Origin of the sequence: Halalkalibacter okhensis, assembly GCF_000787375.1 — a bacterium.
GTDB lineage: Bacteria > Bacillota > Bacilli > Bacillales > Bacillaceae_D > Halalkalibacter > Halalkalibacter okhensis.
This window is the reverse complement of record NZ_JRJU01000018.1, coordinates 37,019-50,094: the sequence shown is the minus strand read 5'-3', so window position 1 is coordinate 50,094 and position 13,076 is coordinate 37,019. Positions and strand designations below refer to the sequence as shown.

12 protein-coding genes and 1 pseudogene are annotated in these 13,076 nt (G+C 37.0%); 11 read left to right on the top strand and 2 right to left on the bottom strand.

What is annotated here, in order from left to right; translation table 11 throughout:
• Positions 1-59 precede the first annotated feature (59 nt).
• From LQ50_RS13750 to LQ50_RS24990, 6 genes and pseudogenes are all read left to right on the top strand, one after another.
• Entirely contained in the window at positions 60-1,730 is a 1,671-nt protein-coding gene (locus LQ50_RS13750; protein WP_034630479.1) for a M20/M25/M40 family metallo-hydrolase, read from the top strand.
• Positions 1,723-2,997: an aspartate aminotransferase family protein gene (locus tag LQ50_RS13745; RefSeq protein ID WP_034630352.1), complete on the top strand. Its 1,275-nt coding sequence runs from the start codon at positions 1,723-1,725 to the stop codon at positions 2,995-2,997. The genes LQ50_RS13750 and LQ50_RS13745 overlap by 8 nt, the downstream gene beginning before the upstream one ends.
• Before the next feature lie 15 nt (positions 2,998-3,012).
• Entirely contained in the window at positions 3,013-4,437 is a 1,425-nt protein-coding gene (locus LQ50_RS13740) for an NAD-dependent succinate-semialdehyde dehydrogenase (RefSeq protein ID WP_034630350.1), read from the top strand.
• Between the two features lie 17 nt (positions 4,438-4,454).
• The gene (locus tag LQ50_RS13735) at positions 4,455-5,867 is read left to right on the top strand and encodes an FAD-binding oxidoreductase (protein ID WP_052144764.1); all 1,413 of its coding nucleotides are present in this window, start codon (positions 4,455-4,457) and stop codon (positions 5,865-5,867) included.
• A complete protein-coding gene (locus LQ50_RS13730; RefSeq protein WP_034630348.1) occupies positions 5,860-7,149 on the top strand; it encodes a (Fe-S)-binding protein in 1,290 nt (429 codons plus the stop codon). Before LQ50_RS13735 ends, LQ50_RS13730 begins: the two co-directional genes overlap by 8 nt.
• Positions 7,150-7,507: 358 nt before the next feature.
• Positions 7,508-7,645: pseudogene (locus LQ50_RS24990) on the top strand (glycine/betaine ABC transporter); the annotation flags it as partial.
• A gap of 16 nt (positions 7,646-7,661) precedes the next feature.
• On the opposite strand, the gene LQ50_RS13725 reads toward LQ50_RS24990, so the two are convergent.
• The gene (locus LQ50_RS13725) at positions 7,662-8,003 is read right to left on the bottom strand and encodes a hypothetical protein (protein ID WP_034630346.1); all 342 of its coding nucleotides are present in this window, start codon (positions 8,001-8,003) and stop codon (positions 7,662-7,664) included.
• Between the two features lie 343 nt (positions 8,004-8,346).
• Here LQ50_RS13725 and LQ50_RS13720 point away from each other — a divergent pair, with 343 nt between their 5' ends.
• Entirely contained in the window at positions 8,347-8,706 is a 360-nt protein-coding gene (locus LQ50_RS13720; RefSeq protein ID WP_034630343.1) for a YidH family protein, read from the top strand.
• Positions 8,707-8,842: 136 nt separating this feature from the next.
• Here the strand turns inward: LQ50_RS13720 and LQ50_RS13715 are convergent, their stop codons facing one another.
• Complete coding sequence (locus LQ50_RS13715) at positions 8,843-9,754, bottom strand: cupin domain-containing protein (RefSeq protein ID WP_034630341.1); 912 nt, start codon at positions 9,752-9,754, stop codon at positions 8,843-8,845.
• Between the two features lie 310 nt (positions 9,755-10,064).
• On the opposite strand from LQ50_RS13715, the gene ytxJ reads away from it, so the two are divergent.
• The 4 genes from ytxJ (at position 10,065) to LQ50_RS13695 (ending at position 13,044) form a co-directional block, all read left to right on the top strand.
• Complete coding sequence (ytxJ, locus tag LQ50_RS13710; protein ID WP_052144770.1) at positions 10,065-10,385, top strand: bacillithiol system redox-active protein YtxJ; 321 nt, start codon at positions 10,065-10,067, stop codon at positions 10,383-10,385.
• Positions 10,382-10,621 (top strand): glutaredoxin family protein, encoded by a 240-nt coding sequence (locus LQ50_RS13705; RefSeq protein WP_034630337.1) that lies wholly within the window; start codon positions 10,382-10,384, stop codon positions 10,619-10,621. The genes ytxJ and LQ50_RS13705 overlap by 4 nt, the downstream gene beginning before the upstream one ends.
• A gap of 124 nt (positions 10,622-10,745) precedes the next feature.
• Entirely contained in the window at positions 10,746-12,344 is a 1,599-nt protein-coding gene (dcuS, locus tag LQ50_RS13700) for a DcuS/MalK family sensor histidine kinase (RefSeq protein ID WP_202595381.1), read from the top strand.
• Positions 12,337-13,044, top strand: a complete 708-nt coding sequence (locus LQ50_RS13695) for a response regulator (RefSeq protein WP_034630336.1) — start codon at positions 12,337-12,339, stop codon at positions 13,042-13,044. Before dcuS ends, LQ50_RS13695 begins: the two co-directional genes overlap by 8 nt.
• Positions 13,045-13,076 lie beyond the last annotated feature (32 nt).

The window sequence follows — 13,076 nt, the reverse complement described above, 5'->3', positions numbered from 1 at the left end:
GGGGAAATCTTTTGAGAGTAGAAGAAAGTTACGCTAACTCAGAGTATGGGCAAGAGGCAATGGCCTTATATGAAGAGATAAAGGACCTTGATAATCCTGAAAAAATTGAAAAAATAACAACTACATTAGTAGGATTAAAAAGTATAAATGGAACAAAAGGCGAAGTCGATATTGCAAACTTTATTAAAGCTTTTTTATATCATATTCCATATTTCAGCAATCATCCAGAATATGTTTGGGAACAAAAGTTAGAAAATGATGAATTGGGAAGAAAAAATATATTTGCTCTTATTATGGGTCCTTCAGATAAAACAGTAATTTATCATAGTCATTCCGATACAGTTGGGATTGAAGACTTTGGAGCCCAGAAAGAAAATGCCTTTAATCCTGAGAAAATAAAAGCTTTTTTTTCTACCTATGAAGAAAATGTAGAAATTCAACAAGCTGCTCTTTCGGGGGACTGGATGTTTGGACGCGGATCAGTTGATATGAAAAGTGGAATAGCTGTTCATCTTACAAATATTCTTCATTTTTCTAAGCATCTAGAGGAATTAACGGGAAATGTACTTTTAATGATTAATCCTGTGGAAGAAAATGAACATACGGGTGTGATTTGCTCCATTAGTGAATTAAATCGTTTAAAAAAAGAAAAAGAACTTGATTACGTTATGGCAATTAATAATGATTTTTGTACGCCGTTATATGATGGGGATCCCAACCGCTATATTCACACAGGAGCCGTTGGAAAGTTATTGCCCTGCTTTTTTATTTATGGAAGAGAAGCTCATGTTGGTGAGACTTTAACAGGGGTGGATCCTACCCATATTTCAGCAGAGATTAATCGCAGGATCAATAATAATATGGAACTTGCAGAAAATATTAAAGATGAATTAGTCTTACCACCTTCTTGTTTATTTCAAAGAGATAATAAAGACTTTTACAATGTACAAACCGCATTAACTAGTTATCTTTATTTTAATTATTTTATTTACGAAGATAATCCGAAAAGTGTGATGGAAAAACTATTAAATATTGCGAAAGAATCCTGTATAGAAGTGGAAAGTAAGTTATTTGAACAATATAGTGAATTTTTGAATATTACAGGACTTCCGTCCTCAAAAATATCATGGAAAACAGAAGTCGATAGCTATAGTGAATTGATTAATGAGTTATCTCAAAAAGGGATAGATACGGAATCTATTTCGAGAAAAGTAGTCGATCAAAATAGTAATTTAGAACCTAGAATGCTTTGTTTTAAGATTATCGAAGAACTATTGAAGCAAGATCCAGAAAAAAAGCCAAGGGTTATCGTATTCTTCGCCCCTCCATACTGTCCTCATAATTACTTGAATATTAAAAATGAAAAAGAGAGAAAAAAATACGAAGTGATTGACAGAGTTCTAAAAGAAACCGAAATAGAAACCGGTGAAAAATTCTCTATGAAAAAGTTCTTTCCTTATTTATCAGATAGCAGCTACTTATCATTACATGATACAGATGAAGAGATTAATAGTTTAGTTAAAAACTTTCCTGAATGGGATAAAATTTATCCTGTCCCCGTAAATGGAATAAGACAATTAAATATTCCATCTATTAATATGGGTGTTTACGGTAAAGATGCTCACCAATGGTCGGAGAGAGTATACAAACCTTATACATTTCACATTTTGCCTAAATTAATTCGTCAAGTTACAAAAGAGATGTTAAATGAGGAGGATCATAATGAATAAAACAAAGGTGTCATTATTTGAAAGAGCAGCAAAGGTTACTCCACCAACAGCTTTGAGAGCTACAGAAATAGGGATTGTTAAAGCAAAGGGGAGTTATGTAACAAGTGAAGATGGGAAAGAGTATCTAGACTTTGCAAGTGGGGTTGCTGTAACGAATGTTGGCCATAACCATCCCAAAGTTGTTGAAGCGGCAAAGAGTCAACTTGAAGAATTAATCCACGGTGGGCATAACGTTGTCTATTATCCTTCCTATATAGAACTAGCAGAGAAGCTAAATGAGTTAAATGGCGGAGATCAAATGGTTTACTTTAGTAATAGTGGTGCTGAAGTAAACGAAGGGGCCATTAAATTAGCAAAGAAAGTGACGAAACGTCCAGCTGTAATTTCATTTAAAAGAGGGTTTCATGGCCGAACGATCGGTACTACATCGATTACTTTCTCCAATTCAGCCTATCGAAAAGATTATGAGGGTTTATTACCAAGTGTTTATTACAGTGAATATCCCTATGCTTACAGAACTGGGTTAACAGAGGAACAAGAGGTTGAAAGATGTTTTGCTCATCTTGAGGAAGTTTTCCAATTCCAAGTTGCTCCTGAAAGTGTTGCTGCCATGATTATTGAACCAGTACAAGGTGAAGGTGGCTATATTGTACCACCGAAGCAATTTTTAGAGCGCTTACGCGAAATCTGTGATCAATACGGAATTCTCTTGGTCTTTGATGAAATTCAAACAGGATTTGGTCGTACTGGAAAAATGTTTGCTTATGAACACTCTGGGGTGAAACCTGATATTTTAACCTTAGCAAAAGGAATTGCTTCTGGCTTTCCGCTTAGTGCACTGGTTGCATCAAGAGAAATTATGGAGCAGTGGCCAGCTGGAACTCATGGTGGTACTTATGGAGGGAATCCAATTGCATGCGCTGCTTCCCTCGCAACTATTCAGGTATTAGAAGAAGACGGACTAGAAAATGCTATGAAACAAGGGGAGTATTTTAAAAACAGATTACTAGAATTGCAACAAACAATTGAAGGTATTGGAGATGTACGTGGACTAGGGTTAATGTTAGCGATGGAACTCGTAACAAAAACAGGTCTACCGGACTCAGAAAGAATCAATAAATTAAGACAATACGCACTTGAAAAAGGACTGATTTTGCTTCCGTGTGGAACTGAGCGTAACGTAATTCGTTTCATTGCACCAACGACAGTGACAAAAGAGGAAATTGACTATGCATTAAAAATTGTCGAAGAAGGATTAACTCAATAGGGGGAGTAGAGACTTATGTTATATATTAATGGCGAATGGACTAATTCAATTTCAGGAAAATCATTAATTGTAAAAAATCCAGCGACGGGAGAAGTTATCGAGGAAGTAGCATCTGCTGGGGCAAAAGATGTAGAAAGTGCGATTGATGCTGCGGATCAAGCTTTTGCTGCATGGAAAAAAAGGCCTGCTAAAGAGCGTTCGGACTTCTTAAAAAGAGCTGCTGATTATTTACGAGAGCATGCCGATGCACTAGCACGTACGGTTACGACTGAAATGGGGAAGCCCTTTACGGAAGCCAAAGGAGAAGTAAACCTTGCTATTGACTATTTAGATTGGTATGCAGAGGAAGGAAAGAGAATTTATGGAGATACCATTCCGGCATCTGCTAAGAATAAACACCTTATGGTTATCCAGGAGCCAGTCGGAGTAGTTGCAGCTATAACTCCATGGAATTTCCCTGTCGCTATGCTTACTCGAAAAATTGCTCCAGCTCTTGCTGCAGGTTGTACGGTTGTTCTAAAGCCAGCATCAGCTACCCCTTTATCAGCACTTAAAGTTATTGAGGCTTTTGATAAACTTGGCTTACCAAAAGGAGTAATAAATCTAGTAAGTGGATCAGCTACAGAAATTGCTGGGGAGATGACAAAAAACTCAAAGGTTAGAAAAATCACATTTACAGGTTCTACTGAAGTTGGGAAGAAACTGATAAGGGATTCTGCGGATACAGTGAAAAAGGTTTCGATGGAACTTGGAGGTCATGCTCCGTTTATTATTTTTGAGGATGCAAACCTCGATTTGGCCATTGATGGGGTGATTGCAAGTAAATTCCGTAATGCTGGTCAAACGTGTATTTGTACGAACCGAATTTATGTTCAAGAGACCATTTCTGAGGAGTTTGGTAAAAAATTAGCTGAGAAAGTATCTAAATTAAAAATTGGAAATGGGCTCGAAGCTGGTGTAGAAATTGGTCCGTTAATTGATGAAAAAGGGATTAACAAGGTAGAAGAACATATTGAAGATGCTCTCAAACATGGAGGAGAGATTCTTTGTGGAGGGAAAAGAGTAAGTATCCAAGGAAAAGGAAATTTTTATGAGCCAACTGTGATAAATTTTGCAAATGATAATATGAAAATCGCCATAGAAGAAACATTTGGGCCGGTAGCACCAATCTTTACGTTTAAGACAGTAGAAGAAGCTATTGAAAAAGCGAACCATCCAGAATACGGATTGGCCTCTTATTGTTTTACGAATGATTTGAGCCGGGCATTTAAGGTAATCGAAGGATTAGAGTACGGTATTGTTGGTATTAATGATCCGATCCCTACAACAGCTCAAGCTCCATTTGGTGGGGTTAAGCAAAGTGGGAATGGACGTGAGGGTGGAAAATACGGAATTAAAGATTATTTAGAAGAGAAGTTTGTATCCATTAATATTGGATAACGGAAGGATGTAATGTTATGTCAAAAGATTGGAAGAAGGCACTAGACAACATCATTACAGATCAGAAAAGAATATTATCAAAAGAAGCAGACCTTCATAGTTATGCTTTTGACGGATCATTTGGGTACTATTTACCCGAACGCGTCGTCCAACCAATCAATAGTGATGAAGTTATAGATATTGTAAAACTTGCCAATCAATATCTAGTTCCAATATATCCAAGAGGGCAAGCGACATGTTTAAGTGGAGGCCCTCTTCCAGTTGATGGTGGAATCGTCATTGACATGGTGAAAATGGATCAAAAGCTTGAAATTGACTCTGAAAATTTAATAGCTATCGTTTCTCCAGGAGTGATAACGGCTTCAATCCAAAAGGCTGCATTAGAAAAAGGTTACTTTTATCCTCCAGATCCTAGTAGTGCTCACGTTTCAACAATAGGTGGAAATGTAGCGGAAAATTCAGGGGGACCTCGTGGCTTAAAATACGGAATCACAGGTGATTATGTAATAGGATTGGAAGTTGTCACACCAGAAGGAAAACTAATTCGTACTGGTGGGCAGACAATTAAAAATGTAACAGGTTATAATCTAACAAAATTAATTGTAGGTTCAGAAGGGACATTAGGGATTGTTACGGAAATAACTTTGCGTTTAATCCCAAAACCAAAGAAGAGTGTATCCCTAATGGCAGTTTTTGATCAACTTGTTGATTCAGGCGCTTCCATTTCCACTATATTGTCATCAGGTATTCTTCCCGCAGCTATGGAGATTATGGATCAGTCATGTATTCAAGCTGTTGAAAATTTCAAACCAAGTGGCTATCCAACAGATGCCGCGGCCATTGTTTTAATTGAATTGGACGGTCATCCTGTAGCAATTGAAGATGAAATTAAAGAAGTTGCTACGATTTGTAAACAATTACATGCTCGTACAGTGAAAGTGGCCACTACTGAAGAAGAAAGAGGAAAGTTATGGGAGGCACGGAAACTGGTTTCTCCAGCAATTACAAAGATAAAACCGACTAAAATCTCTGAAGATGCAACTGTTCCAAGGAGCCAGATTCCTCGAATGTTTGAACGACTTATCGAAATTCGAGAAAAATATGCTATTGACCTTGTTGTTTTTGGTCACGCTGGTGACGGGAACCTCCATCCAAATATCCTTGCTGACAAAAGAGACCAAGAAGAAATGAGACGTGTAGAAGATGCGGTTACTGAAATCTTTGAAGCAGCTATTGAACTTGGGGGCACGTTATCTGGTGAGCATGGGATTGGAACAATGAAAGCCCCTTATATGGAAAAAGAGTTAGGAATCGATGGTTTAGAAATGATGAAACGGGTCAAAGAGGCATGGGATCCCAATAATATTATGAACCCAAAGAAGATATTTCCTACCCCAGGGGTCTCAAAGTTGGTTTTAACAGATGACTAACTTAAACGAATTACAGAAAAAAATAGGGTATGAGTATACTTTTGACTGTGTCCAATGTGGCTACTGTTTACCAGCATGTCCCACGTATGAAACGATGCGAAAGGAAACGCATTCCCCAAGGGGCAGAATTAATCTTGTCAAAATGGCTGCGGAAGGAAAATTAAATTTAGAAGAAATTCGTGATCCAATTGATAAATGTCTAGGGTGTAGAGCCTGTCAAGTAGTATGCCCAACCGGGGTGGAATATGGAAGAATACTGGAGGGCGCCAAAGAGGTTCTTTCCGATAACCAGCAATTGTCATTTTCGAAAAGGGTAGCAAAAAACTTTATATTCAATGATTTGTTTCCGAATCCCTCAAGAATGAACTTATTAGGCAACCTGATGTGGTTTTATCAGGTTTCTGGTTTTCAGAATATTGTACAGAATATAAAAATCCTCAAAATTGCACCGCTTAATTTAGGAAAATTTGAAGCGATTATGCCTAAAATTACGTCACCTAATCAACGGCAGAAACGTAAAGTTGTCGTAAAAGCAGAAGGGAAAAAGAGAATAAAAGTCGCTTTGTTTACCGGCTGTATTATGGATACAATGTTTTATGAGACAAATCAAAATACCATTAATCTATTAAAGAAATCGGGAGCTGAGGTTGTTATCCCTGAAAAGCAGACTTGCTGTGGGGCATTACATTCTCATGCTGGTGATGTATCTGTTGCTAAAAACTTAGCGAGGAAAAATATAGAGGTTTTTGAAAAAGAAGAAATTGATTACGTGATTAATAATGCTGGTGGTTGTGGAGCTATGTTGAAAGAGTATGACCACTTATTCGAAAATGATCCAGAGTGGAGTGGAAGGGCTAAGCGTTTTGTCAATCAATCCAAAGATATTAGCGAAGTACTTTATGAGTTAGATGGATTGACTTTAACTAAATCAGTTAAGGATATCGTTACTTACCAGCCATCATGTCACCTATCCAATGTGCAAAAGGTACATGATGAACCTCTTAAATTATTAAACAGTATACCTGGAATTCGATATAAAGAAATGAAAGACTATAATGGCTGTTGTGGTTCTGCGGGTATCTATAATATCGTTAATTATCAAGAGTCAATGGAGATATTAGATTCCAAGATGGAAAAGTTTAAACCTACACAAGCGACAACAATCGTAACTACGAATCCAGGTTGCCTTCTTCAAATGAAAATGGGAATTAAACGAGAAAAGCTTGAAGGGCGCGTTAGGGTTGTTCATTTAGTCGATTTATTAATGGAAGCAAGTGAATAGTATCAGAATTAGATGAAGGAATAAAAATACTTTAGCTCTATCAACATGAAGAAAAATGCAGCGGCCTATTCCCGATATACTATCGAGAATAGGCCGCTGCTTTGTTTTATAGTTTAGAAAAACCCTGGCTATGCGGGGGGGCAAAAGAGTTTCTAGCGTGGTAATAAAAAAACCTCACTTCATGGTAGGATAAAGTTGATTTCCCGACCGCTTTATCTCACCAAAGAAGGTGGTATGCCCTGTGAAGGACATGAATAGTTTAGCATACACAACATGAAATTGTAAGTATCATATCGTCTTTGTGCACATTTACTTGACTAAAGATTCTTTGAAGAGAAATATGTACTTTTAAATGGGACCGATACTGGAGCTAATGCAGACGATGCCCGCATTCGTTTACCTAATTCCAGCTATCTTTTTCTTTAACATTGGAGTTGTACCTGGAGTGTTTGCATCGGTTATTTTTGCGATGCCACCAACAATCCGGTTAACCATAAGTAGTAACAACTCTCCTAATACGACTCTAATTGCATCACTTCTTCAATATCCCCTACTTGCATGACCAATGACTTGATTTGATCAGTATAAAAACCTTCCCTTTCTAACCGATCTCTGATGCTAGGCAGGTTAATACCCAAATGGCCCTCTTGAAATAACGATTGTTTTAAATCATCAATTAATACGGTAGCACCAGCGTTATTTTCATCAAAATCGTGTGAATCCTTCTTCTCAAAAGGTCCCATCGGCCTAAAATAAATGGTCTGATCCCATGTTAAGTAATCTTCAAATTCTAATACATACCAAATGGGTTTTTCACTATCGTCAATAAAGTCAAAATAAATAGTAGCTCTCAATGTTCTCCTCCGGTTAGTTGAGTATAAAGGCCTCTTCGTCTCTGTATATTGTTCTAAAGGCTATTATATTATCACCAATCTACGTTGAATAGATCTGACCTTGTATGTAATTGTTAAAAAAGTATGTGAATAGTATGTATGTTAGCTCGTATAGTATACACATTATGATGCTGACCACTTCTTAGATGGAGAAGTAATGGCGGAAACAACTAATGCGACGTACTTAGGTTTCTTGAATTAGTGTTATTAAAGTACTCTTTGCAACCATTGGTGGCGTATGGACATATCGCAAAGGTAGATACTGAAGATAATGGTGTAACGCGATGTGAAAGGGGGCGAGTAAATGAAACAGACAGATGAATCGAAATATATACAACAACACTTAGCAAATGAAAGAACCTATCTAGCATGGATTAGAACGGCAATTGCTATTATTGGTGTGGGATTTTTGGCAACAACCTTACATTTTAATACGCCGATCAATGAATATTTAGATCATACCCTAGCAATGTTTCTGAGTTTATTTTCTTTGTTATTGGGACTTTTAACGATTGCTCTTGCAACGTATATTTATTTTCGAAACCGTAAATCGATTAATACTCAGACATTTCATTCGTCATTTAAATTTATTGTTTTCATGACTTCAGTGGTGGTATTTATTTTAATTTTGTTTGCTTTTTACTATTTATATCTTGTAAATTAACATGCAACTTATCCTTTTAGGGGATATGGAGTGAGAAGTTTATTGACAAATAACAAAAAAATAAAAAAGGGGGATTGGCACGAAAACCTATCTAACACCCCCTTATGTGATGAAAAAACTCGTTACAAGAGCCTGATTAATGATGATGGTCCTCTTCAGCAGCCATAGCAATAGCTTTTGTTTCATGGACAGTTCCATGTGGATGCTCGGGAGGGGCGTAAATGGAGTAGAGTTTAAGTGGCTTATTCCCTATGTTAGTGACATTATGCCAAGTTCCAGCAGGGATCATAATAGCGAAGTCATCGAAAGCTTCTGTTTGGAAATCAAGTTGATCTTGGCTTGGCCCCATCTGTACTAGCCCTTGCCCGTCTTCTATACGGAGGAATTGATCTACATGTGGGTGTCTTTCTAATCCAATATCTTCACCTACCTCAATACTCATTAACGTCACTTGCAAATGTTCTCCTGTCCATATAGCGGTTCTGAATGTGGAGTTTTCCTTTGTCGCCTCTTCAATATTAACGACGAATGGCTCTGGTCCATAATCGGTTAAACGATAGTTCTCCTCTTCTTCGTATAAAGAGAGTAATCTAGAAGCATTCTCTTGATCGCTTTGTAGAGCCCACAATAATACATTTTGAATATATGGATCGTTTCGGTGCCAGTAGTTTATCTGATAGTCATTACATCCCTCCACTTCTAAGTTATAGGCCAATTGGAGGCCTTCTTTATAGTGTTGAAAGGGAAGTTTGTCAATTTGGTACTCAGGATGTCTGCCAGTAAGATTACCATAAAATTGAGTAAAGTGTTTCAACTGGGCTTTTTTTGACTCTAACGTTTGAAGAAGATCCGTTTTATGTTTTTGATTGGGCGCTGTATTTGCTAGCCGTCTATAAAGGTCAATAGCTGAAGCTTGTCGTTTCACTCCTGACAGAATCGTTTCTATATGTTGATCCTGTCCATTTCTTACAAGATAGCTTGAGGAACGAGTAGGATGGTTCTTGTAATCAAAAATTGGATGAGGAGAATTTTTAGGCATTTGATACATTTTGTTCAATCCTTTCAATGTGTTATCAAACTTATCATATGCCCAGTTAAATAGAAGGTACTTACATAATGTATCTTTGGTGTGAAATAGGTGTTTGCACTAAAAGAGAACAATTGAGGAATGATAAACATGTAATGGATTGAAACACGTAAACGCAGGCACAATAGAAACATTCATTGCTAACATCTTAGATTACATTAAAGGTGCTAACTTTGTTAAGCTCATCGAGTAAGCTTTTTTATAGTCATACGTCTTTGCATGTGGTAATGTAATGGCAAAAGAACTAAAAAAGGGTGGTAGGTAAGCCATGATGAAACAATTAACAAGTATTGAAGAAATGAATCAATTTATTCAACAACCTGGAAAGCACTTGCTTTTTAAGCATAGTACAACATGTCCAATCAGTGCAAAGGCGAATGAAGAAGTGCTAGCGTTTGTGGAAGAGGCGAATGCGTCTGCTGCGATTGTCCATGTAATTGAAGATCGTCCAGTTTCGAATCAAGTGGCTGAAGACTTTGGCATAAAACATGAATCACCACAAATATTTTTAGTTGAAGATGGAAAAGTTCGTTGGAACACATCCCATTGGAAGATTACAAAAGGAGCAATTAAGGAGGCTTTCGCTGAATGAGTAAGCAAGTCATTGTCTATTCAACAGACGGGTGTGTTGAGTGCAATTATGTAAAACAAATGTTACAAGACAAAGGTGTTTCTTTTGAAGTAAGAGACGTTATGGCTAGTGAAGAATATCAAAAAGAAGTAGAGAAATTTGGATTTATGGGTGTTCCGGTTACAGTCGTTGGTGAACAAGCAATTAAAGGGTTTACTCCGGAACTTGAACAGCTTATCATGAGCATCAAAGGTTGAAGATTTAAACCAAAAGTCATACCAAGCATATGCGGTATGGCTTTTGGTTTATTTTTGTCCATTGAGTAAAACAAAGACATTGTATATCATTAGCTGTATATAAACGTGTGAAAGGAGAGAGTCCTTGTTCATAAAAAAGTTTAAAATGCGCACGATTATTCTTTGGCTCGTATGTATAGTTGTCCTTCTATCCTTATTATTTACTGATCTTTTAGTTAGTCGATCGATAAATGATAATAGTATACGATATGAAGAAGAAAAAGCTCTCACCGTTGCAAGAATTGTTGCGCAGTCAGAGATTGTCCAAAAGGGATTAAATGAAAAAGAGCCAGAACAGGTCCAACAATATGCTAATGATGTTCTGCAAGCAGCTGATGTGCTATTTGTTGTTGTCATGGATATGAACGGGATCAGGTATTCACACCCAAATCATGAGTTAGTCGGGCTTCCATTTGAAGGAGGCGATGAAGCTAGAGTGTTTGAAGATGAGGAATATAGCTCCATTTCTGAAGGGACGCTAACGACTTCTTTACGAACATTTACTCCAGTGATAAATGAGAGGAATGAACAAATTGGTGCGGTTGCAGTAGGGATTTCATTAGAACATATTCAACAAATGATTAATCAAAATCATCGAAATATCATTTTAGGTTCCCTTCTAGGCTTACTGGTCGGACTAATTGGTGCGCTTCTTATTGTTAAATACATAAAGAAAACGCTATATGGTCTAGAGCCTCCTGAAATTGCAAAGATTTTAGAAGAAAGGAATGCGATGCTTCATTCGGTTCATGAAGGAATTATTGCTGTTGATCGAGAGGGGAAAATTGCCCTTGTAAATAAATCAGCCTCAAAATTATTTGAGAAGGCAGGGTTACCGCCTGAACCAATAGGGATGAATGTAACAGAATATTTGCCAATGAATGGTCTAGAACGTGTATTAAAAACAGGAAAACAAGAACTTGGGGAAGAGATAAAAATTAATGATATCTCCATATTAGTCAACCGAGTTCCACTCATTGTTGATAATAAAGTAATTGGTGCGATCTCGACACTAAGGGATAAAACGGAGATTAACGAGCTTGCCCAACAATTAACAGGTGTAAAACTTTATGTAGATGCACTGCGGGCACAGTCCCATGAGGTCAAAAATAATCTTCATGTTATTTTAGGCATGGTGCGAATGGGTGCATATGAACAATTGAAGGCGTTTATTCTTGATTTAGTCGATCATAAGAATCATGAAATTGGTCAAGTAACTGATATTCAAGACGCTGTATTATCAGGGTTTTTGTTAGGTAAATTAAGTTACGCAAGAGAATGTGGAGTGAGGTTATCAATAAAAAGTCAAAACGTCATTCCTAAGTCAAAATCTGTTGATGTGAACCATAAGATCATTACGATTTTAGGTAACTTGATTAATAATTCAATTGAGGCGGTAGAGGACCGTACCATTAAAAGTGTTGACGTTGTATTATCATTTAAGGAATCCCGGTTAACATTAGAAGTGAAAGACACAGGTCCTGGGATTAAAACGAATGACTTAGAGAATATGTTTGAAAAAGGATTTTCAACAAAAGGAGAGGAGCGGGGCTATGGTCTAGCTCTTGTAAAAGCTAGTATAGACGATCTGAAAGGCCGTATAACGATTGATACATTTAGTGGGAATGGCACAACTATTTTGGTTGAGATACCATATGAAACAGAGGAGAATTTTATTGATTAAAGTATTAATATTAGATGATGATCCAATGGTTGCAGAATTTAATAAACGGTATTTACAAGAGGTTGATGGATTTGAATTAGTAGCGATAGCAAAGTCTTTTAATGAAGCTTTGGACGTAATCAAGCAAGAAAAAGTCGATTTATTGTTATTGGATATATACATGGCGGGAAAAAGTGGATTAGATTTGCTGCAACATATTCGAACAAAAGATAAGTGGGAGATTGATGTCATTCTTGTGACTGCAGCTGATGATGTCGACTCAATCCAAACGGCTTTACGTTACGGTGCGGTTGATTACATAATAAAACCTTTTGAATTTGAACGATTTAATCAAGCATTGACAACATATAGAGAAAAGCATTATTTGCTAAACAAGCAAAATTCTTTGAAACAGGAAGAACTAGATCGTAAAATTTTACACAAAAACGAAAAGAAGCAGATGTCATTACCAAAGGGGTTAACCACGAATACACTTCAAGTTATTGTTAGTGCGATACTTCATAAAAAAGAAGAACCCTTTTCAACGGACGAAATTGCTGAAACAGTACAAGTATCGCGTGTTTCCGTCAGAAAGTATATCAAGTATTTGAAAGAAATTGGTGTACTTGGAGAGCGGATGACGTACGGAGCGATCGGAAGGCCGGTTTATTTATATGTCAACAAAGATTTAACGAAATCTACATTTCAGAATTTATTTTAAGCAGCCAATGGCTGCTTTTTTTAATTACAAAA

Bases quoted from the DNA above. Each gene is read 5' to 3' on its own strand.
- LQ50_RS13750 (WP_034630479.1), top strand. From the start codon at position 60: ATGGCCTTATATGAAGAGATAAAGGACCTTGATAATCCTGAAAAAATT.
- LQ50_RS13745 (WP_034630352.1), top strand. From the start codon at position 1,723: ATGAATAAAACAAAGGTGTCATTATTTGAAAGAGCAGCAAAGGTTACT.
- LQ50_RS13740 (WP_034630350.1), top strand. From the start codon at position 3,013: ATGTTATATATTAATGGCGAATGGACTAATTCAATTTCAGGAAAATCA.
- LQ50_RS13735 (WP_052144764.1), top strand. From the start codon at position 4,455: ATGTCAAAAGATTGGAAGAAGGCACTAGACAACATCATTACAGATCAG.
- LQ50_RS13730 (WP_034630348.1), top strand. From the start codon at position 5,860: ATGACTAACTTAAACGAATTACAGAAAAAAATAGGGTATGAGTATACT.
- LQ50_RS13720 (WP_034630343.1), top strand. From the start codon at position 8,347: ATGAAACAGACAGATGAATCGAAATATATACAACAACACTTAGCAAAT.
- LQ50_RS13715 (WP_034630341.1), bottom strand. From the start codon at position 9,754: ATGTATCAAATGCCTAAAAATTCTCCTCATCCAATTTTTGATTACAAG.
- ytxJ (WP_052144770.1), top strand. From the start codon at position 10,065: ATGAAACAATTAACAAGTATTGAAGAAATGAATCAATTTATTCAACAA.
- LQ50_RS13705 (WP_034630337.1), top strand. From the start codon at position 10,382: ATGAGTAAGCAAGTCATTGTCTATTCAACAGACGGGTGTGTTGAGTGC.